This is a genomic window from Saccharophagus degradans 2-40, assembly GCF_000013665.1.
Classification (GTDB): Bacteria; Pseudomonadota; Gammaproteobacteria; order Pseudomonadales; family Cellvibrionaceae; genus Saccharophagus; species Saccharophagus degradans.
The window spans coordinates 3,661,448-3,682,748 of record NC_007912.1 but is presented as its reverse complement, the minus strand read 5'-3'; the positions used below and the strand labels follow the sequence as shown (position 1 = coordinate 3,682,748).

Genomic DNA, 21,301 nt, shown 5'->3' with positions numbered 1-21,301 from the left:
GTCTCAATGAAGCAAACAATAAGCAAAATTAAGAAGTGATGAGTAACGGTAGTGTTATATGAAAATTCAGTTAACCGATGCCGAAGCCGAAAAGGTATATCAAATACTCGGTGAGGATTTTTTTAAACAGCTAGATGCTCAGCAACGCCTCAAGCGCACCGTAACAATGGTGGCAATAATAGCTGCGCCCATTATCGCGGGGTTGTCGATCTATTTTGTACTTAAAACTTTTTTATCCTAAATTTTAATATAATACTTAGTTTGGTCGCGGTGCATTGGAGGCATTATTCAAAATGTTAGATCTCGAAGAAGATTTGTCTGTGCTTACGCCCGCACAGCTTTATACTTTGGCAATACAATATGAGCGTGGTGAAGGTGTAGAGAAAGATATGCAAAGGGCGGTAGATCTCTACGAGCGCAGCGCACAAAAAAATCATTTAGATGCTCAGTTTACTCTCGGCATTTTATATATGCAGGGGGTGGGTGTTGAGCAAGATGTGGATGATGCGCTCTACTGGTGGAAAAAGGCCGCTAGGGCAGGGCACGATAAGGCGCAGTTCAATCTGGGTGTAAGTTTCTACAACGGCCATCGCGGTAAACCCGATTACGCTGAAGCGGTTAGATGGTTAGAGAAATCTGCACGCGGCGACAATACCCGCGCTATGTTTTTTCTTGGGCGCGAATACTACACGGGTAAAAATATTCCTCAAGATTTTGTGCTAGCACACAAATTACTACTAAAAGCCGCAAATAAAAATTTGTTAGATGCACAAGTAGATATTGGTTTGATGTACGCGCTTGGTCAGGGTGTTCGCACACCAGACCCAGTATCTGGTTTCGCATGGGTGAAGGTGGCGGCCGATCAGGGGGCGGAAAATGCGAAAACCGTATTGGATGCCTTCGATAAAGATTTTAATTTTACCCAAGCAAATAGAGAAAAAGCAGAGCGTCTAGCCGCTAGTTTGTTAGCTAAAGTCATTAAGGTTTGAGCTGCTTTTGGCACGGCTCGCAGTGGTTGTTTTGCCGCTTAAGTGGTTGCTGAGCATATTTGCTTAGTGGCATTTAGAACCGTGTCGTCTATGTTACTGCACGACTACAGCGAGATTGCTTGTGGTCGTGCACGTCCTCGTATACGTATCCCCGTCAGTGCTACTACATTGCACTCTTGTTAATATGTTGGTTTAGCCGGCATAATTGCCCCACAATTAGACCCCTATTAGCTTTGCGTGTGTAATGCTAGCGCTAAACCTAGGGTTACATACCTACTAACTCCATTAAACGTTAATAATTCGACGTCGATAATTCGAGATTCCCATGCCTGCAAGTAGTTTTTTCGCCCTGTTAGATGATATTGCAACAGTTTTGGACGATGTTGCGCTAATGAGTAAAGCTGCCACTAAAAAAACCGCTGGCGTACTAAGCGATGATTTAGCCCTAAACGCCCAGCAAGTAAGTGGTGTGAAGGCAGACCGAGAGTTGCCCGTTGTTTGGGCTGTGGCAAAGGGCTCATTACTTAATAAAGTGATATTGCTGCCTTTAGCATTGCTAATTAGTTTGTTTGCCCCTTGGTTAATCACCCCGTTATTGATGATTGGTGGGGCGTACTTGTGCTTTGAGGGAATGGAAAAAATATGGGGGTTGTTTTTTCACCCGAAAGAAGAGCTGGAGCGCAAGCAAAAGCGAAAAACCGTTGCCAATGCACAAGAGTTGCTGGCATTAGAGAAGAAAAAGATTCGCGGTGCAATTCGTACAGATTTTATATTGTCGGCAGAAATTATTGTTATTGCTCTGGGTGTGATGAGTGAGTACTCGTTTGTAAAGCAATGCTTAGCGCTTAGTTTTGTGGCCATTGGTATTACTGTCGCCGTTTACGGTGTGGTGGCTGTTATTGTAAAAATAGACGATGCTGGCTTGTTTTTAGCGAATAAAGCCAGCTTGGTATTGCAAAAGGTGGGAGCTGGGTTGTTGTGGTTCGCGCCGCAATTAATGAAAATGTTGTCAATACTGGGTACCGCTGCCATGTTCCTTGTGGGCGGCGGTATTTGGTTTCACGCTATTGCATGGTTGCACCATGTAGATCACTCTATTCATGCCACGCTTAGCGGTTGGTTGCATGGCAATTGGTTTGAAGGCGTCGCTGTGTCGCTGGCGTCGATCGTTTGGCAGGGGCTGATTGGTCTAATTGTTGGGGCTATTGTATTGCTAATTGTTACGCTTGTATTTAAAGCGATGGGTAAGGAGCATTAATGTCAGACGAAAAACCCACTGCAACTATTCTTCCGTTTAAACGGCCAACCGCTGCGCAAAAACACAAGGGTAAAACGCTTTGTCGCGAAGGGTTTCACAAATGGAAAGTGGTTACCAATAATAAGTTTGATACTAAACAGGGTAAGCTCGTTACTGTGTACGAATGCGCGCGTTGTGGTAAGCAAAAGGTGAAGGCCCATTAGCGGCTATTTGTTCAATTTTCTGCAAAGCTAAACGTTAAGTTGTGGCGGCTAAGTGCGAGAAAGTGAAGTAGAAGACGAGTAGATTATTAAAGATAGAAAGTGAAAGGTAGAACGTGGAAAGTAGAAATCGGAAAGTAGAAAGTGGAAAATAGACATTAGCGCCTAGAAAGTTGCGCCGCGAGCGAAACGCCCGCGGCAAAAGGTATTACTGCTGGCTTAACCACTCGTCGTCAGACTCTTCAGTAATATCTGCAAACAGTGGCGTAGATAAATAGCGCTCACCGGTATCCGGTAGCATTACTACAAACGTACTGCCAGTAGGTGCTTGCTTAGCGTAGGCAATCGTTGCCGCTAAGGTGGCGCCAGAAGAAATTCCACAGAATATACCCTCTTGTGTAGCCAGAGCTTTGGCGGTGGCTATAGCGTCATCGTCGCTTACGGTTACTATTTCATCTGCAACGGTTTTGTCTAGCACTGCAGGCACAAAATCGGGTGTCCAGCCTTGTACTTTATGCGGTGACCAAGGGTTGCCGCTTAGCATGGCTGCATTTTGTGGTTCGGCCACAATCACTTTTAGGTCTGGGCGGGCCAGTTTTAGCATTTGGCCTGCGCCTGTCATGGTGCCGCCGGTACCCCAACCACTAACAAAGTAATCTAAATCTTTACCTGCAAAATCGCGCAGTATTTCTGGGCCTGTTGTATTGCGGTGGTAGGCAGGGTTGGCTTCGTTCTCAAATTGGCTAGCTAAAAACCAACCGTGCTTTTCGGCAAGCTCTGCAGCTTTTTTAACCATGCCAGTCCCTTTTTCGGCAGCTGGGGTAAGGATTACTTTTGCGCCGAGTGCCTTCATTAATTTACGGCGCTCTACCGAGAAGGTTTCTACCATAGTCGCCACAAATGGGTAGCCTTTAGCAGCGCAAACCATTGCTAATGCAATCCCAGTATTGCCCGAGGTAGCTTCTACTACGGTTTGGCCTGGCTTAAGCACACCGCGCTTTTCGGCGTCGTCGATAATGGCAAATGCCAAGCGGTCTTTTACCGACGCCATAGGGTTAAACGATTCAACCTTAACGTAAATATTCTGCCCTTCTGGGGCGAGCTTATTTAAACGAACGATTGGGGTGTTGCCTATGGTGGCTAATATATTGTCGTATAGCATAAATGCATCCTTATATTTAATGGCGCAAAGCACGCTAGAGTGCTGTGGGGCAGCCGTAAACAGTTAACTTACTGTTACATTGTGAGTGATGTAAAACGATGGCTAGTGTACACCAATTAGATGCGGGCGTGGCCCAGTGGTATGAATGGCGTTAAAAGTGGTAGGTAAACCCGAGTTGTATGCTACGACCTCTATTGGGGATACCTTGTTGCAAGCTTGAACTTTCTGGGGCGGTAGCTATGTTGCTATCAAATACATTGTAGGCCTTAAGGTAAACATTTAACTGTGAATTAATGGCTCTACTTAATTTGGCTGTTGCAAGTGTGAATGCATCTACTTGGGTGCGCTGCGAGTCGTCGCCGTTGGTGGCCATTTCCGTTTCGCCGTGCCAGTAGGCGCCTACATTCGCATTCCATTGTTGGTGCTGGTAGCTCACCATTAAAGAAGCCAGACGGCTAGCTTCGCGGTAAGAGGTTTCTGGTTTATCCCAAATCGCGGTGGTGTTGGCGCGCACAAAAAGTTTAGGTGTTGCCTGTAGCGCTAGTTCGAGCTCTGCGCCGCGCACAGGGCTTTGGTCCATGTTGAAGTTCTGCTGGGTGCGCTCACCAATGCTTTGCTGCACTATTGCGTTTGTAAATTGATGTTCGAAAATACCGCTGGTTAGGCTGTATTTTTCACATTGAAATATCCAAATTATTTCGGATGTTGTTACCACCTCGGGTTGTAAGTTTGGGTTGCCTAAAAACTGTGGGTTATCGGTTAAATTTAGCTCGGCTTCTGAGGGCGCTCGGTAGGCTTCGGCGTACAAGTATTTAAACGTGTTGGCGTCTGTTGGCGTGTACACCAACGCTAAGCGTGGGCTAAGCCTATTGCCTATGTTCGAAAACTCATCGTGGCGAGCACCGAGGGTGATGTGTAGCTTGTCGGCAACGGTGGTTTGATGTTGTAAGTAAACACCTAGAATATCCCGCGTGGATGCATGCTGTGCTGGCGGGCCGTCGGTTTGTTTGCCGTAGTAGGTAATGGGAAACTCGCGCGCAATAAACGCTTTTATATCGTAGTTGGTGGTCACCTGTAATTCTGGAGAGTCTATATGGCGGTAGCTTGCTCCAAACTGCAGTTTATTGGCACTGTTTAATTGCCAGTTATTTGTCCACTGCAATTCATATTCGCTATACACATTATCTTTAGTGCCGCCTGTAAACGGTGCATCGCTAGATGGAGTGCTCATGTCCCTCATGCTACCAGCGGGCAGTAACTGTTGAATTCTTAGTGTGCTCGAGCGCGTGTAATTTGCACTTATCATTGACGAGCTGTTGTCTAAACGAAAAGTTTGCACTAGTTCCAATGCGCTTAGTTCGCTTTTGTGTTTGTTTACGCCGTTGGCAATGCCGCCATTTAGGTAAAAGTCTTCAGCTTCTGCAGCGTAGTGTTGGAGTTTAAGCTGGGTATTATTTTTTTGCGCTTTTATATTAAGGCTCAACCGACTTTTCGGGTCCTGTGTGGCTACAGTTCCATCGGGCGAGGTGCTAGAAGGAATGTTGTAATTGTCGCCGCCATCCTGTTGTATATCCAGAAAGCTGTCTATTTGGATATGTGCAACTTGCTGTGAATTAAAAAAGTTAAGCGCTGTGTGGTCAAAACTACCCACTTCCAAAGAGGCTCGGTTTTGATTCGAGAGGGTAACAATATTAATAACGCCTTGCATGGCATTGGAGCCATACAGGGCAGAACCTGGCCCTCGAATAAACTCAATGCGCTCAATATTAGCCAGTGGGAACTGAGGCACAATACTCGACGCGCCACTTGTACGCGGGTCATTAATACGTTGGCCATCTACCAATAATAATATTTCAGAGCTTGACCCGCTTATGCGACGGGCGCGAGATGTGTAGGGAGCGTAAATTGGGCTGCCGCCATTGCGATTAGATTGATAGCCAGGCGCGAAATTAACTAGCTGATCGAGAGTAGCTAACCCCATAGCTGCGATTTCGGTATGGGTAAAAACCGATACCGCTGCAGGCGCCAGCCTGAAGGTTTGCTCGTCGCGTGTTGGCCCTGTTACTTCTATATCAAGTAACTGTGCAAGGCTCATGCTTAGCAAGGAAGAATCGTGAGCTTCTTCTTGTTTGGCATAACCTTCGTTCGCCAGTGCAATACCTATTGCTAAAGTAAGCACCTTAAAACGCGACGCTAGTATTTGTCTTATCATGGGGGCTAGGCGCTATTAGGCTCTTTAAGTGTTGGGGCTATAAGGCTGCGCAGGCTAAATCACTATGCTGGCGCGGAATGTATGCATTTGGTGGCGGCGTTAAATCAGCCTCTTAGGCTAAGTATAGACGCATTTGGGCACCTTTAGAGGGTATAAAGCGTATGCGTAATAATAGTGCATATTGGGGCGCTACTTTTCTTTTAATGGCTCAATAATATGCTCTAGGCCGTTAATCTTAATTTCTAAAGTAATGCCAAGTAGCGTGCCAAGCTCGCCTTGTGGCCAGCCTTTGTGCTGAAACCACAACAGATACTCTTCTGGCAGATCTATGAGTAAACGACCGCCATATTTGCCGAAAGGCATTTTGGTGCGAGCAATTTTTAGTAGGTGGGCTTTTTCTAGCATGGTGATGTTAGGTGCAGTGAATTGGCTGCGTATGGTAGCACTGTTGGATTTGGAGTTGTGCCTGTCGCTGTTTAATAAAGCAGGGGGTGGCGGTGATTTAATTCACTCTGTATATGGCATGGGCTACAAGGTAGAGTAGCGGTTGCTCATTGCAGTACAAAAAATAGACGTTTTTACACTTTAGCCCCTCTTCTGCGGCCATTAACTAGGGTACAATGCGCGCCTCTTTTTTCTAATTGATGTGCATATGCAACCTATAAAAGTCGCCCCACAGCTTCAATCCTTTCCTAAATACTGGGCATCTTGCTTCGACCCCGCGCCGTTCCTGCCTATGAGCCGTGCCGAAATGGATGAGCTGGGCTGGGATAGTTGCGACATTATTATTGTAAATGGCGATGCCTACGTTGATCACCCAAGCTTTGGGGGTGCCCTTATAGGCCGCTTGCTAGAGGCGCAGGGCTTTCGTGTAGGTATGATTGCGCAGCCAGACTGGACCGACGTGGAGTCTTTTCGGGTATTGGGCGAGCCCAACCTATTTTTTGGCATAACGGCGGGCAACATGGATTCCATGATCAACCGCTACACCGCCGACTTGCGTATGCGCCACGACGATGCTTACACGCCCAATAATGAAGGCGGTAAACGCCCTGAACGAGCGGTAACGGTATATAGCCACCGCTGTCGCGAAGCATATAAAGGCGTACCAATTATATTGGGCGGTATAGAGGCGAGTTTACGCCGCATAGCGCAATACGATTATTGGAGCGATGAGGTTCGCCGCTCTGTACTGGTGGATTCCGGTGCAGATATATTGCTGTACGGCAATGCTGAGCGCGCCATTATTGAATTGGCCGTGGCGCTAGGGGCTGGCGAAAAAATAGAAGATTTAACATCAATTCGCGGCACTACTATTATTCGCAACGAAGTGCCCGAAGGCTGGAGTGTAATTGACTCTACCCGTATCGACTGGCCTAAAAATATTGATGAAATACCCAATCCTTACGCCATGGAAGGGATGGGCAATAAAACTGGTGATGGCGAGTGTAAATCTAACGCCAACCAAGCGGCAGTGCAGGGTGGTGAAAGAGATTTAATGATGGAAGAGCCCCAAATAGAGCCCATCCGCATTATTCCTATGCCATTGCACAGAAAAGCCAACCTAGATGACGACAAAACTGCAATACGTTTGCCGTCCTTCGAAAAGGTAAGCAAAGATCGCGCGCTTTATTCCCACGCGTCGCGGGTATTGCACTTAGAATCTAACCCGCAAAATGCGCGCACACTGGTGCAAAAGCATGGCAAGCGCGAAGTGTGGGTAAACCCGCCACCTATTCCGTTATCTACCCCAGAAATGGACGCTGTATTTGCGCTGCCTTATGCGCGCGTACCGCACCCAAGCTACGGTAAAAATAAAATACCCGCTTACGACATGATTAAAACGTCGGTAAATATTATGCGCGGGTGTTTTGGTGGCTGTACTTTTTGTTCTATTACCGAGCACGAAGGCCGCGTTATTCAAAGCCGCTCGGAAGAAAGTATTTTGCGCGAGATAGAAGATATTCGCGATAAAGTTCCGGGCTTTAGTGGCACCATTTCGGATTTAGGCGGGCCTACGGCCAACATGTATATGCTTAACTGCAAAGACGAGCAAATCCACGCCGCCTGCCGTCGTTTGTCTTGCGTGTACCCAACAATATGTAAAAACTTGGTTACCGACCACTCGCCAACAACAAATTTGTACCGCAAAGCGCGCAAAATACCCGGCATTAAAAAGGTCGCCATTGCCTCTGGCTTGCGCTATGACTTGGCCGTAGAAGACCCAGAGTATATTAAAGAATTGGTTACTCACCACGTGGGCGGCTACTTAAAAATTGCCCCCGAGCACACCGAAGATGGCCCGCTACAAAAAATGATGAAGCCGGGCATTGGTACCTTTTTTGAGTTTAAAAAGTTATTTGATAAATACTCGAAAGAAGCGGGTAAAAAACAATACCTTATTCCGTACTTTATAGCCGCACACCCAGGCTGTGAAGATGAAGATATGGTTAACCTTGCCCTGTGGTTAAAAGACAATAATTACAGCTTGGATCAAGTACAAACCTTCTACCCCTCGCCAATGAGTTTGGCCACGGCCATGTACCATTCCGAGAAAAACCCACTTAAAAAAGTAACCTACAAAAGCGATAGCGTGCGTACCCCGCGCGACTTAAAACAGCGTCGCTTTCAGAAAGCCGTGTTGCGTTACCACGATCAAGCAAACTGGGATATGTTGCGCGAAGAATTTATTCGCATGGGCAGAAAAGACTTAATTGGTAATGGCCCCAAAGCCTTGGTGCCGTTTGCCAGCCAAATTAAAGGTGGCGCTAAAGCAAGGCCCGTGGGTAAGGCGCCAGTGCGCAAAGGCCGTGCCAAACGCAGGTAGGCTACTTGTTAAAGCATATTGAGCATACCATTTATTTATTAACTACATTTAAGAGTAATTTAAGAACCTTACTATGACCGCAGAAACCAAAGATTTAACCGCATTCTTAACTCATATAAACCGCGCCCTTACCGAAGTAGAGTTTGAGCAAACCATGGCGGTTATTGAACACAACTACGATTATACGCCCACGGCATTTAAGAATGGCGATACCGAAAATGAAGCTGGTACTAACGCTGGCAGCTGTAAAATATTTGCTTTTGCGCAATTAAATAATTTGTCTGAATCCACAACGCTTGCGCTGTTTGGTAAATACTATCGAGAAGATGTACTGGGTAACCCCGAAGGCGATGATCACGCGAATATTCGCAATTTTATCGAGTATGGTTGGAATGGTATTAAATTTGATGGCCAAGCGTTAACGGCTAAAGCCTAGTCGTTAATTGACGGCGGCCGCGGGCTAAAAAATTAGCTCGTTATAACCCTCCATTAATAGGGGAACTAGATTCCCCTATTAATAACGCTGCAGCTTAGCGCTTAGCTCTTAGTTATAGGTTATAGGTTATAGGCTAGGCAGGTTCGCTAAGGTTGAAGAGACTACAACTTTATTTCTGCCCGCCTCTTTTGCGCTGTAAAGTGCTTCGTCGGCTTGTTTAAATAAATGCTCTAGGCTTGGGGTATTCATGCTGGCAACGCCAAAGCTTGCCGTTACTTTTAAACCATTAAATATCTCTGCGCTGGCGAGCCTGGTTCTTAGGTTCTCAGCCACGGTCGTTGCCTGATGTGTATCTGTGTTTGGGCAAATAACAATAAATTCTTCGCCTCCCCAGCGGGCCACTAAATCGGTATTGCGAACACTGTTACGGAATATTTCCGCAGCGCCCTTAAGTACTTTGTCACCTACATCGTGGCCGTGGGTATCGTTAAACAGTTTAAAGTGATCTATATCGATAAGTATTAACGAAAAAGGTGATTGGTTGTTGCGCCAATTGTTCAACCCTTCAAACAAGTATTCTCTAACCCCTAATCGATTCGCGACGCCGGTTAGCATGTCTGTTTTAGCCAGCTCTTCGAATTTTTGAGTTTGCAGATTTAGCAGTTTATTTATATTGATCAGCTCTTCCTGCTGCTGGGCTTTTTGTTTTAACTGAATGTTTAATCTAACTTGTCGATATATCAGTAAACTAAACACAACCGCAGCCCACAGAATAACGATAGCTCGGTACAAAACTTCTTGGCTAACAATTGGGCCGCTCCAACTTACTTCCGTTAGCTCTATGTTGTAGGTTCCATCTTTTAGGCTAGTACCCGTTTGTATTTCAAATAGTACTACATCATTAAATTCTGGTTGTGAAAACTCGACTGGTACGGAGTGGCTAGCCAGCCACCAATCGGCCACGCCGAAATCGGCAAGTTTAAAGCGCGTAATTTTGTTTAGTTCGGCGTTAGTTAGTTCAACAGTGTTGTACTTGGTGCTGTTTAGGTTACCCAATACATAGTAATTGGGGCTGCGGTTGCGCAAATATATTCTTAAGCCTTTTGGTGGGCCAGTGTATTTAATGTGAACCGTCATATTAGTGTATTTACTCAAATCCAATCCTTTACCTTCTTTACCCACTAAATGGATTAAAAAGCTGCAAAAAGGGTCCGCAAAGCCGGGTTTGAGTGTGCACTGCCACGCGCGCGCTTCTTCATTTATCCACTCAACGTTGCTTTGGCCACCTATAGCTTGATCGCTGTAAATATCTGCTTTAAGCGCTGTTATAGGCAAATTGTAGTCGCGTGTTAGCCAATCGGCAGGTACGAACAACGCCGCCACCGAGGCCAGCGCCAGCAGGCCTAAAAGAAGCTCCAGCCGAGAAATAAGTAGCCGTTTGGGGGTTAGATTAGTCATAAGGTAACTATTGTAGAGTGTATATCTATAATAGTTCAGAAAAGGCGTTAATCAACTTAAGTGGGAAGGGCTATAAATAGCAGTGAATAGTGATAGTTAGTGGAGAAACCATGCGGTACTTGGCCGCATGGCTATTTGGCTTAGTACACCCCTTGCGGGTGCTTAATACCGTTTTGAGCAAATGCTGCATGGCAGCGTTGAGTCACTTCCGATTCGAAGCTTTTTTCGTAGTTTACTTCTATTACATAGGCTTTTAGCAATACGCGGGTGTAAAATATATTGCCAGCTATCTGGTCTTTAAACAGCACTTTAATAGGTTTGTGTAAATATATGCTGCGGCTAGCAATTGCCGATTCACGCACTAGCTGTTCAACCAATGCTAAATCGCTATCGGGGCTTACAAAAAGTTCCACCTCCACTTGCATATCCAGTGCGCCGGCGTTGGCGCTAATGACAGGGCTATTCATAAATTGGCTGTTGGGCACGGTTACTATGGAATCGTCTAATGTGCGTATTCGTGTAGACCTAACGCCAATAGCTAACACATCGCCGTAAATGTCGGCAAATTTAACGCGGTCGCCCACACGGAACGATCGGTCGAACAGCACTATAAGGCCAGAGAGCAATGAAGCGGCTACATCTTTAGCGCCGATGGCAAACGCTAAACCAATGGAGCCAGCTATGGCAAAAGCGGCTTCTTTACTGCGAAACAGTAAAAATATGGCGAGTGCAATAGAACCGACAATTAAAATAAAGTTTACCGTTGTCATTACCTGTTCTATACGCAAGCGGTAATCGGGAAAACCGCGAGACAGACGGTTAGAAAATATTTTACACGAGCGCGCCAAGACAAAAGCGACCACTAAAATAATCACCGAAAGGCTTATTCTAGAAAAATCGAATGCAGAAAATATTTGATAAGCATCGGAACTCATAGTGCTGCTCCTTTAAAAAGCAATTGTCTTTTTTCTAGATAATTTTCTACTGCACGGGTCCAAAAGCTTTCCACGTGCCAGCCACAGGAGTCGTCGTTTTCTATGCTAAATACAATACCGTAAGGTGTTAGCTCTTCAATGTGTCTGCGCACCGTGGCTTCTGGGCAATTCATTATTTCTTGCATGCCTCTTAAGGTTAAGCCGTTATGTTCTATTAAACCGGCAAGTAGCATAAGTGCTCTATCTTGTAGGGTTTCGAGCACCCTGTGTTCGGGTATTTCAAATAATCGTACCGTGCATTTTAATCCGTCCCATGCGAGAGAGGCCTTCCAGTAATACAGTGCTTGCCTTGGGTTACCTTTGGTGTAGTCCCACAGTATTCGAAAATACAGCTCTTCGCCTTTTTCACTTGCATCTTGCTGTTGCAGTTTATCGCGAAGCCGCCCCTGTTTGGGATTGCTAAAATTTAGCTGGCTAAAGTCCGGGGTAGCAGGGTGTGCATCGTTATGCCTTGCTAGCATGGCAGTTTTTAATGCTTCTTCACTTAAGCCTTCTACCATTATGTTTTCGGTAAAGCAGTCTGCACCAATTACGCCGTGCTGTACTATTGTCCATGCGTAGCTTGTGCAGGTTACCAGCCAAAAGTGTTTGTCAGATGTTTGTAAAATAATATCAATTACGGCCGTATAGGCGGCAAAGCCACCCACTTTGCGCAAAATAGTGTTTTCAATATTTTCTACGCACAATACCTGTGGTTCCATCAGTTTTAGCGCATTGATAATATCTTCGGGTGTATCCATACGCGATTGTAAAAACGACAGCGATAATCGCTGGCATACCGCAGCTACGGATGTTTCACCTGTGTCTATATGTGTGTGCAAGCACTTTATTTCTTCATTACGTAAGAAGTTGGAGATTAACTCAGATTTACCAATACCTCGGTCGCCACAAATCAGTAAACGTGTTGCTTTGCCTTTACTCTGCCAGTTCTCATAGGCTGCCTGAATAACCTCTTGGTGTTCCGAGCGCTCAACGTACCAGTGGGCTTCTGCTGGGGTTTGAAAATGGAAGTTTCGCCAATATTTATCGGGGAAGCGTTCTGCATAGAGTTTTGTGGTGGTTTTGCGGTACTGCCTTTCTAATATCGCACGGCTTACCATAGCCTGAAAGCTGCGGGTGAGCTCTAGCTCTGTTAGCCTGTCTAACAAAACGGACCAAACAACACGGTAAACTCCCATGCCGCCGCCAATAAGCAGAATTAGAGGTTCCCAGGGTTTACGACGTGCATTGAAGCTAATTTTCTGCCACAACTCCGAATTATAGGCTTTTTCGTTTATGGTTCGCCAAGTGTGACGGCGCACCCATATAATAACAAGCAAGGCTATCGCAAATGCGAAGGTGATAACATTGACTGCGTGAAAGCCCAGTAAGCTTTCATTTAAGTGTTGAGATATTAAGCTTGCCACAACGCCCGCAGCCAACCAGTAGTAAAGGTAAACTTGAGGCACTAAAGAAAAAACCTCTTCAATGGCGGCTATTTCATGTGTATCTCTACCCTTGCGCTGTTCGCGCTGGCTTAAAAAAGGTTGTACATATTGAATAAGCCCAAGTAGTAGAAAGAACAATACAATTTTATTTAGTACCGGTTTGAACATTTCGGCAGAGCTAATGCCTACGCTTACCAGTATTTTTATTACGCTACCCCCAAAGAAAAACAAAATTATAAATATATACAATTCTTGTAGTGCACCAAACAAAAGTGCGGTGGCTTTACGCCAACGCGCGTTACTAGTGCGGGTAAGGCACCAGCGTTTGGCGCTATCCAGCACCAGCTGCCGTTTTAGAAATAACCACACAATAAAACACGTGGTAAGCAGTACTTTTAGCAGATGGGTAATATTAGAAAACGTTAACGATGTTTTTTTACTTGTGCCATAGGTTTTAACGTAAGCTTTGCTCCATTTAGAGAAAAGCGTGGAGGCGTAAAGCGTGCGTAACTCGACTGCAATTGGGTCGAAGTTGTTAAGCGAAAAAGCGTTATTGTCGATAACTTGCTTGATTAGTTTGCCACGCAGAAGTAATAGATCGGTGCGATATTGTTTGTGCCAAACCGCGAGGTCTACGATTAGCGTTTGCTTTTTAGCGATAAAATTCTCTTCACTTTGACTGAGTTCAAGACGCTTTCTAAGTACAGTATTGACTCGCTCGACGTTTTTATCACTGTCTGTTTCTCTTACCTGCACATTAAAGCTTTGCTCCTCTTCTGGCAGGTTCATGTCGTCGCGAAAGTACGTAGTAACAAATACATGTTTGTTGGCTACGGCGCGGTTAGAGGCCGCAAGTCGGTCGCGCAGGGTTTTGCGATACAGGGTGAAATCTCGGGTGCCGGGGATGAAGTGCTCGTCATCGAGCGCATTGCTGATGAGAGATTGAATTTCTTTCCAATCGCTTACATCTTGGCTAAATGCTATTTGCGCATCGGCGATCAGTTTGGTTTTGGCCGTTATTAACTCAATGCGCTTTTCGATACCTAATTGTATAGCCAGCAAGCGCTTTTCTCTGTCGTCCTCACTTTGGGCCAGTTCGTGTTTAACCTGCTGCAGTTGCTTTTCGTGCTCGCTGGCTGCCGCTTGGGTTTGTTCAAGTATTTTTTGCGCATTTTGTTTGTTGGTTTGAGCAAGCAGCTGGGTTTTGGCTGAATTGATCAAATCGCTGCGCTCTGCGGGTGTAAATAGCACCCACATCAATTTTAGCTGCGTCAGTTCCAGCTCGTGTGGGGAGGTATTTGTGGTGTCTGCTTGTGATAATGCGGCTAGATGCTGTTGCAGTTTATTTTTTTCTTCATTCCAAGCAGGTGTTTCGGTTAGCCATGCAGCAGGGAAAATAGCGCGAATGGGCTCAAGGCCAACAAGTCGCTTTGCGTAAAATTCTTCAATTGTCGCAACTTGCTCTGCTGTGCTTATTTGGCTTCCGGGCGCTTCGGGTGTGGCGTTTTGCGTTTGGGGAGTGTTGGCGGCAAGTGCACAGCTACTGCAAAGCAGCAGTGCGGCAGTTAGTCGATAAATGTATCGGCAGGTAACAGTCATATACTAAATAACACCCCTGTGGGTAGGTGGAGCAAGTGCTTCTATGGTGGTTGGTGCGCTGCCTTAGGCTGCGGTAAAAGAGTCAGCATGGTAATCTTGCATGATGACTTTGGTGCCAGTTGGGCCTTAGCAAAACAGGTATATGTCATTGCGGGGGTTGGCCGACAGTTAACCGATTTTTTAGGAAAGTAGCAAGGGTTTGCTGCACATAAAGCCAGTGCTGGAATATCGTTGTGATCGAGCAAAAATTATTTTTACATAGGAGTATTAATTCTTAAATTACGCCCCTATACTCTGATTACACTCTGCCAAAATCTACACCTCCGCGCAGCATAATAGATGCTCTTTTTATTCCAATCTCATCGTTTTAAATTTTGCACCACGGGACCTATGCATGTATTTTAATGGTAGCTTATTTTTCACCTTGTCGTTTTTCTCTCACCATCGACTTTCCCACTACATACACGCATTTCGTCGCGACCTTGTGGCCGTGATTTGTGCGCTAGTTCTGGCCGGCGATGCATTCGCGAGTAGTGCCCTTCAAGGTGCTGCTGTTAACGATAGTATCCGCCAGCGCTTAGAGGCTTGGAGTGCTGGATATCCTGCAAAAATTAGCAGCGCACCTATCCGCAACAGTGCTTTGTTAAACGCCTATTACGAAGAGACAGGGTTTGCACCGCTATGGTTAAAAGATTCTGGCCGTGCTTTTAATAGCGCAGCGTTAGACTTGATTGCCGTATTGCAAGGGGTCGATAAAGAAGGCTTGCTACCTGCAGACTACCATATTGCCTACCTAGGCCAGCTTATTACTGAACCGAGTGAAATCTCGAGTGATGCCGAGTTGGTATTAACGGATGCATTTTTGTTTTTAGCGCAGCATATTCTGGCCGGTAAAGTTGACCCAGAAACGCTGACGAATGAGTGGAAGCCAGCAAAGGAAGTGGTGGACGCGCGAGCACTATTAACGAAAGTGGCTAGTAACGTACCTATAGCCGACATTGTGCAATCTTTGCGGCCGCGGCAGCCCCGTTACGCTCGGCTAGTAAAAACGCTAGCTTGGTTGAATAGCACCCAAGCTCCTGACTGGGAGCCATTAGCGCTTTCGCCTGCCATTAAAAAAGGTATGGCCGATACGCGTTTATCGCCCATTGCGGAACGACTTCGGTTTTGGGGTGATCTAAGTGAAAGTGAAGAGACGTTTACGCACTACGAAGGTGAGCTGATGGAAGCAGTTACCCGCTTTCAACGGCGCCACGGGCTGGAGCCAGATGGTGTGGTGGGCAAGAATACGTTACTTGCGTTGAATGTATCACCCGTACAGCGCGCAAATGATGTTGTGGTGAACCTCGAGCGTTGGCGGTGGCTTGATCAAAATATGGGGGACTATTTTATAGTAGTTAACATAGCCAATTTTGATTTGCGGGTTTACAAAAGTAACGAGCTGGTAATGCAAAAGCCGGTTATTGTTGGCAGAAACTACCGTAAAACGCCGGTGTTCAGCGATAAAATTCGCTTTCTGGTTTTTAACCCTACATGGACAGTGCCGCAAAAGCTCGCCGTGCAGGATAAGCTGCCAGAAATTAAGAAAGATATTAGCTACCTAGAAAAATACGGGTTTACCCTGTATGCGCTGGGTGAGAACACAGTGGTAAACCCAGCAGATGTCGAGTGGGATAAACTGCATAAAAGGTTCCCTTATCGAATGGTGCAAGCGCCGGGGCCGTTGAATGCATTGGGGCAAGTGAAGTTTATGTTTCCTAACGCTTACGATGTTTACTTGCACGATACACCGTCGCGGGAGCTGTTTTCAAAAACTGAGCGGGCATTTAGCTCGGGTTGTATTCGCGTTTCGGACCCGATAGAGCTGGCGAGTAAATTGTTAGAGCCAAATGGAATGGGCATAGATCAAATTAATGAGGTGTTATCTTCCGCAAAAACAACAACGGTTAATTTAAAAACACCCGTGCCAGTGCATATAGAATATTGGACTGCATGGGTAGATAGTAGTGGCAAGTTACAGTTTAGAAACGATATTTACGAACGCGATAAACCGTTGTTTAGTGCGTTAACGCTACCTATAGAATAAGAGTTAATTATGTATAGCAAATTAGTTAAGGTTTGTTTTTCGTTGTTGTGTTTGTGCGTATGCGCTAAAAGCCTTGCATTCGAGACAGGTCGGTCTGGGTATGTGATTAGTGTGGGGCAGGGTAAAACAGAATATACGCTTATGAGTTTTTTCGTGCTGCCCGAAAAAACAGTCGACATTAACGTGGTAAAAAACGGCAAAGCGCTACCTTTTACCATTGCTCAAGATACCATAAGCGAACAGGTTACATCTTTTAAATGGAAGGCCCCAGCTACCCCCGGTATGAAAACATTAGTTGTTCAGCCCAAGGGTGAGTTGGCATCTACGGTGCAAATTTTTGTTATGCACCCTATGGCGCAGGTAAAAAACAAAAAATTGAATGGTTACACAATAGGCGAATACCCCAAAGAGGCATACAAAGGCCTAGACAACTACAAGCCGCCAGTGGGCTTTGTAGAAGTCACCAAAGCCAATCAAGATATGTTAGTTTCGCCTCACTACACGCTAAAGCAGTTTTTGTGTAAGCAAAGCAGTGGTTACCCTAAATATGTGGTGTTGCAAACGCGACTGTTACGGAAGTTAGAATATATTACCGAAGCGGTAAATCGCGAAGGCATCGCCATGGAAAGCTTTACCATAATGAGTGGCTACCGCACGCCATTTTATAACGCTGCTATTAAAAATAAAAAATATTCGCGTCACCAGTGGGGTGGCGCTGCAGATATTTTTGTAGATGAAAACCCCAAAGATGGCGTTATGGACGATTTAAATAAAGATGGTAAGGTAAATGTAGACGATGCCACGTTCTTGTGGGATATGGTAGAAAAGTTCTATCGCGAAGCACCAGATTACAAACATCTAATTGGCGGCCTTGGGTTGTACCAAGCGAACGCTGCTCACGGGCCTTTCGTACATGTTGATGTGCGCGGTTATCGGGCGCGCTGGTAGTTGCTAGTTAATGCTGGGTGCTGCTACCAGTACTCAGCTAGGCGTAAATGGAAAAGGTAATAAGCGATTGAGTAATAGCATGATAGAGAGCATTAAACGCCTAGAGGAACGGCTTCGTAAAGCGATGATAAGTTCCAATGTGGACGAGCTGGATATTTTGCTATCGCCAGAGCTAATATTTACTAATCATCTAGGGCAAAAAATTACCAAACAGCAAGACCTACTTGCCCACAGAGAAAAATTATTCACTATTAAGAATCTCACCCTAAAGCAGTTGGAAATACTACCAGCAGAGAATGTGTTTATTGTGATCGCCCAAGTGGAGTTGGTGAGCGAGGCGGGTGGGCTAGAGGTTACAACACCACTGCGCTTTACGCGCGTGTGGTGCTTAAATCACGCGCTTAAAGAGGCGCTAGACCCTTTGTTAGGTAAAGATCAGCGAGCGCGTAGTGAAAATGGCTGGCAGGTGATTGCTGGCCATTCTTCTGTAATTTGTTAATTGCTTTGTCAGTTGTTTTACTGATTGCTTAGTTCGTTTTTCCCTGTTTCAATTCGATTAAAAAATTGCAGCGTGTGCGCAAGCTGTGTGTTCCAGTAATCCCAGCTGTGTTGTCCTTCGCACTCTTCGTAAATATGAGAGATGTTAAGCTGCTCAAATTGCTTGCTTAGCAGCCTGTTGCCTGCAAGTAGCGAATCATTTGTGCCGCAGTCAAAGCGTATAGGGGGCAAGTTGGCGCGGTTTATTTGCGCCCAGTGCAATATTGAGGCTTCTGCTTTTTCTTGGCACAAGTAATGTGAGAGGGGCTCCTTAACAAACTCACTCATTTGCTCTAGCTGGGTAATAGCCGAATGCGCTGCTATACCTGCAAACTTAGAGGGATACTTTGCTCCCAAACGTAAAGCTCCGTAACCGCCCATTGATAAGCCTGCAATATAGATATTAGATTGGTTAGAGACACAATCAATAGTAGCGATTGTTGCATCTAACATGTCATCTATTATCCATGCTTCGTAATTGCCTTTATCTTGTAAGGGTAAATAAGCCGAGCCAGCAAAATAATTGCCATCGCTTGGCATTACTAGCACCATTTCGGTTAGGCTGGGTGTGGCTTGCCTAAGAGATTCGTATACCATGTGGGCGCCGCCTAAATTCATCCACACCCAATTGTTGCCGTATACACCATGCAGCAAAATGACGATGGGTAAGTTTTTGGCTTGGCTGTAAGCATTGTATACCGATACATTGGCACGCCCCTGTAAGCTACTGGCGTGTATGGTTAGCAGGCATAAATCTTGTTGGGTAAAAGCAGGGTTCGACTTTTCAATTTGTTGGTACGCCATGGAATTTACTCGCCTTAGTCAAAAATAATTGCACCTTTGGCTATACGGCCATTTAATAGATCGTCGAAGCCTTCTGTAATATTTTCTAAGCTATAAGTTTTGGTTATCAGCTCGTCTAGTTTTAGTTTGCCGCTGGCGTAAAGCGCAAGTATGCGTGGAAAGTCGCGCTCGGGGTTGCACTGCCCATACAGGGGGTTAATGTAAATTTTATCCCACTCAAATAATTCGCAGTCGAAGTCGATACGCTGCTCTATACCGCTTACTTGTACGGCGGTACCCGCGCTGCGTATTAGCTTTAGCGGTGCCGAACCCAGCGCAGGCACGGCCGTGCATTCAAAGGCGTAATCGGCTGCACGGTTGTTGTTGATCTGTTTGACCTGAGTGAGCACCTCGTCGAAGTGCGAGTCCGCTCTATTGGCGATTACTCCATGCGTAGCACCAAATTGTTTGGCTTGAGCGAGTCGTTCGTCGTTTATATCTATGGCAATAATTTTTGCTGCACCGGAAAGCCGTGCGGCTTGAATAACGTTTAATCCAACCCCGCCGCAACCAATGACACAAACGGTAGAGCCGGCTTTTACGTTTGCGGCATTCACTACCGAACCCCAGCCGGTCATTACGCCACAGCCCACAATAGAGGCGGCGCTAAAAGAAATGTCTGTTTCAAGTTTTACAACAGCGGCTTCTTTAACCACGGTGTATTCGGCCATGGTACCTAAGTGGAAAGAGCGTTCGAGTGGAGCATTATTGTAAAGTGTGGCGTTAGCATGGGCATGGCCACATAAACCCTTGCCGCATACTGGCGAGTTTATTTCGCAAATATGTGGGTAGCCGGTTAAACATTGCTGGCATTGGCCACACGGAATGGCCCAGTTAAGAATAACCTTGTCCCCTGGGGCCACCTTGGTTACCCCTTCTCCTACCGCATCCACAATGCCTGCGCCTTCGTGGCCGACGATAAAGGGCTTATTCCAATTTTGAATTGAATCCCAGTCGGTGTGGCATAGTCCGGCAGCCTTTATTTTTACCCGTACCTCGTTGGCTGCCGGTTCGCCTACCGTTATTTGCTTAACGTCGAAGGCGCCATTGCCGTCGGATACTAATGCTTTGGTGGAGCGCATAATAATCTCATGGTTGTGTGCGTGATTTTAAAGCTATACATAATTTAACCATTAAAAATAACAACAATCTGTCAGCTAGAGAGGTAAAAACAACAGAATTATGCTATGTGTGACTGGCGGCGATTCTGTATGCTGTTAGGGCGATATAAGGTGGAGGTTGTATTTTTTTCTGGAAATACAGCCTTATAAATGAAAAGCTACTTGCACGTTGATGTGCGAGCATATACCTTGTAATTAACCTTATGGTTTTTTAGTGTTAAATATATGCTCTTACTGGTTGTGGCGGAATGAAGAAAAATAAACCTTACTGCGAACCGTTTTGTATTCAGCAGGGCTACAATTTCGAGGTTCATCACGTAAGTTACAGCGATAACGATCCCTACTCGTGCTTTATGCATTTTCACGAAGTGCATGAGCTAATTGTATTCGAAAAAATAGAGGGGACCTTTTTCTACAATCAAGGCGAGTCGTCACTGCAAGATTACGACATGGTGTTTACCCCAGCACTAGAAACACACGATTTCGAGTTATCTAGCCGGCAAAAATCGTGGCATATTATTCAGTTTTTACCTTCCTTTTTAGCCGACAATGGGCTGGCTTCGGCGGAATCGTTTTTTAAGTACGGTATGCATCTGCGTTTAAACGCCTGTGATTCTAAGGATATTCATCGTGTTGTAACGTGGCTGCACGAAAGTTACAGGCGCGACCCCTACAGCGATAAAAGCCAATCGTTATTGCGTTTGTTACTCACTTGGCTGGCAGAAAGTGCCTCGCCATTAAAGTCGCCCCATACCGAAGCCATCCAAAACTCAAGCAGCTATGCTAAGTTAGAACCTGTTGTAAACTTATTTCGCCATCAAAAAAGCGTCGAGCTCTCACTTAACGAGGCGGCTGCAATGTGTTGCCTTTCGCCATCTTATTTTTCACGATTGTTTAAGAGCGTGTTTCGCTATAACTACTCGGAATATAGTATTCGCCACCGCCTATATAGTGCCGCTAGAATGCTAAGCCAGAGCGAATTCTCTATTACAGATATTAGTTACGAACTCAATTTTTCTAGCCCCTCTCACTTTATTGCACTGTTTAAAAAGCAGTTTGGTGTTACCCCTAAAAAGTACAAAACTACAATTAAAGAGCGTTTGCTATAGCTTGTTTTGTGAGGTTGGCATTTCGGTATTGCTTCGGTATTGATTGTGTGTGCAACCTAAAGCCTGTGCTAGAAGTTTCTCTAGCGCGTGCTTT

At 45.6% G+C, this 21,301-nt stretch carries 19 protein-coding genes; 11 read left to right on the top strand and 8 right to left on the bottom strand.

The features are described from left to right. The first annotated feature begins 58 nt into the window (after positions 1-58). From SDE_RS15185 to SDE_RS15170, 4 genes are all read left to right on the top strand, one after another. The gene (locus SDE_RS15185) at positions 59-241 is read left to right on the top strand and encodes a hypothetical protein (protein WP_041324756.1); all 183 of its coding nucleotides are present in this window, start codon (positions 59-61) and stop codon (positions 239-241) included. A 52-nt stretch (positions 242-293) separates the two neighbouring features. Beyond that, positions 294-989, top strand: a complete 696-nt coding sequence (locus tag SDE_RS15180; protein ID WP_011469376.1) for a tetratricopeptide repeat protein — start codon at positions 294-296, stop codon at positions 987-989. Between the two features lie 325 nt (positions 990-1,314). Then, complete coding sequence (locus SDE_RS15175) at positions 1,315-2,247, top strand: DUF808 domain-containing protein (protein WP_011469375.1); 933 nt, start codon at positions 1,315-1,317, stop codon at positions 2,245-2,247. Next, the gene (locus SDE_RS15170) at positions 2,247-2,450 is read left to right on the top strand and encodes a hypothetical protein (RefSeq protein ID WP_041324755.1); all 204 of its coding nucleotides are present in this window, start codon (positions 2,247-2,249) and stop codon (positions 2,448-2,450) included. Before SDE_RS15175 ends, SDE_RS15170 begins: the two co-directional genes overlap by 1 nt. A 205-nt stretch (positions 2,451-2,655) precedes the next feature. Here the strand turns inward: SDE_RS15170 and cysK are convergent, their stop codons facing one another. The 3 genes from cysK to SDE_RS15155 form a co-directional block, all read right to left on the bottom strand. After that, complete coding sequence (cysK, locus tag SDE_RS15165; RefSeq protein ID WP_011469374.1) at positions 2,656-3,609, bottom strand: cysteine synthase A; 954 nt, start codon at positions 3,607-3,609, stop codon at positions 2,656-2,658. 151 nt (positions 3,610-3,760) lie between these two features. Further along, on the bottom strand, positions 3,761-5,821 hold the full coding sequence (locus SDE_RS15160; RefSeq protein WP_011469373.1) for a TonB-dependent receptor plug domain-containing protein: 2,061 nt from the start codon (positions 5,819-5,821) through the stop codon (positions 3,761-3,763). A gap of 189 nt (positions 5,822-6,010) precedes the next feature. Beyond that, positions 6,011-6,226 carry a DUF3820 family protein gene (locus tag SDE_RS15155; protein WP_011469372.1) on the bottom strand — a complete coding sequence of 72 codons (216 nt, stop codon included), beginning with the start codon at positions 6,224-6,226 and terminating at the stop codon, positions 6,011-6,013. On the opposite strand from SDE_RS15155, the gene SDE_RS22875 reads away from it, so the two are divergent. From SDE_RS22875 to SDE_RS15145, 3 genes are all read left to right on the top strand, one after another. Then, positions 6,225-6,365 carry a hypothetical protein gene (locus SDE_RS22875; protein WP_158303882.1) on the top strand — a complete coding sequence of 47 codons (141 nt, stop codon included), beginning with the start codon at positions 6,225-6,227 and terminating at the stop codon, positions 6,363-6,365. The two genes, SDE_RS15155 and SDE_RS22875, sit on opposite strands and share 2 nt — an antisense overlap. A 108-nt stretch (positions 6,366-6,473) precedes the next feature. Beyond that, positions 6,474-8,648, top strand: a complete 2,175-nt coding sequence (locus SDE_RS15150) for a YgiQ family radical SAM protein (RefSeq protein WP_011469371.1) — start codon at positions 6,474-6,476, stop codon at positions 8,646-8,648. A gap of 73 nt (positions 8,649-8,721) precedes the next feature. Continuing rightward, positions 8,722-9,084 (top strand): HopJ type III effector protein, encoded by a 363-nt coding sequence (locus SDE_RS15145; RefSeq protein ID WP_011469370.1) that lies wholly within the window; start codon positions 8,722-8,724, stop codon positions 9,082-9,084. 126 nt (positions 9,085-9,210) lie between these two features. Here the strand turns inward: SDE_RS15145 and SDE_RS15140 are convergent, their stop codons facing one another. From SDE_RS15140 to SDE_RS15130, 3 genes are all read right to left on the bottom strand, one after another. Next, entirely contained in the window at positions 9,211-10,542 is a 1,332-nt protein-coding gene (locus tag SDE_RS15140) for a GGDEF domain-containing protein (protein ID WP_011469369.1), read from the bottom strand. A gap of 140 nt (positions 10,543-10,682) precedes the next feature. Next, positions 10,683-11,477 (bottom strand): mechanosensitive ion channel family protein, encoded by a 795-nt coding sequence (locus tag SDE_RS15135; RefSeq protein WP_011469368.1) that lies wholly within the window; start codon positions 11,475-11,477, stop codon positions 10,683-10,685. Beyond that, complete coding sequence (locus SDE_RS15130; protein WP_011469367.1) at positions 11,474-14,563, bottom strand: cellulose-binding, type IV; 3,090 nt, start codon at positions 14,561-14,563, stop codon at positions 11,474-11,476. Before SDE_RS15130 ends, SDE_RS15135 begins: the two co-directional genes overlap by 4 nt. A 394-nt stretch (positions 14,564-14,957) precedes the next feature. Between SDE_RS15130 and SDE_RS15125 the strand changes: the two genes are divergently transcribed. From SDE_RS15125 to SDE_RS21450, 3 genes are all read left to right on the top strand, one after another. Further along, on the top strand, positions 14,958-16,649 hold the full coding sequence (locus SDE_RS15125) for a L,D-transpeptidase family protein (RefSeq protein WP_011469366.1): 1,692 nt from the start codon (positions 14,958-14,960) through the stop codon (positions 16,647-16,649). A gap of 9 nt (positions 16,650-16,658) precedes the next feature. Then, positions 16,659-17,597 (top strand): hypothetical protein, encoded by a 939-nt coding sequence (locus SDE_RS15120; RefSeq protein WP_011469365.1) that lies wholly within the window; start codon positions 16,659-16,661, stop codon positions 17,595-17,597. Between the two features lie 67 nt (positions 17,598-17,664). Beyond that, on the top strand, positions 17,665-18,096 hold the full coding sequence (locus SDE_RS21450; protein ID WP_083763127.1) for a nuclear transport factor 2 family protein: 432 nt from the start codon (positions 17,665-17,667) through the stop codon (positions 18,094-18,096). A 17-nt stretch (positions 18,097-18,113) separates the two neighbouring features. Here the strand turns inward: SDE_RS21450 and SDE_RS15110 are convergent, their stop codons facing one another. Together SDE_RS15110 and SDE_RS15105 are read right to left on the bottom strand one after the other, a co-directional pair. Beyond that, entirely contained in the window at positions 18,114-18,938 is an 825-nt protein-coding gene (locus SDE_RS15110; protein ID WP_011469363.1) for an alpha/beta hydrolase, read from the bottom strand. A 14-nt stretch (positions 18,939-18,952) separates the two neighbouring features. Beyond that, positions 18,953-20,059, bottom strand: a complete 1,107-nt coding sequence (locus SDE_RS15105; RefSeq protein WP_011469362.1) for a Zn-dependent alcohol dehydrogenase — start codon at positions 20,057-20,059, stop codon at positions 18,953-18,955. Between the two features lie 287 nt (positions 20,060-20,346). Between SDE_RS15105 and SDE_RS15100 the strand changes: the two genes are divergently transcribed. Further along, on the top strand, positions 20,347-21,207 hold the full coding sequence (locus SDE_RS15100; protein ID WP_011469361.1) for an AraC family transcriptional regulator: 861 nt from the start codon (positions 20,347-20,349) through the stop codon (positions 21,205-21,207). Positions 21,208-21,301: the final 94 nt, after the last annotated feature.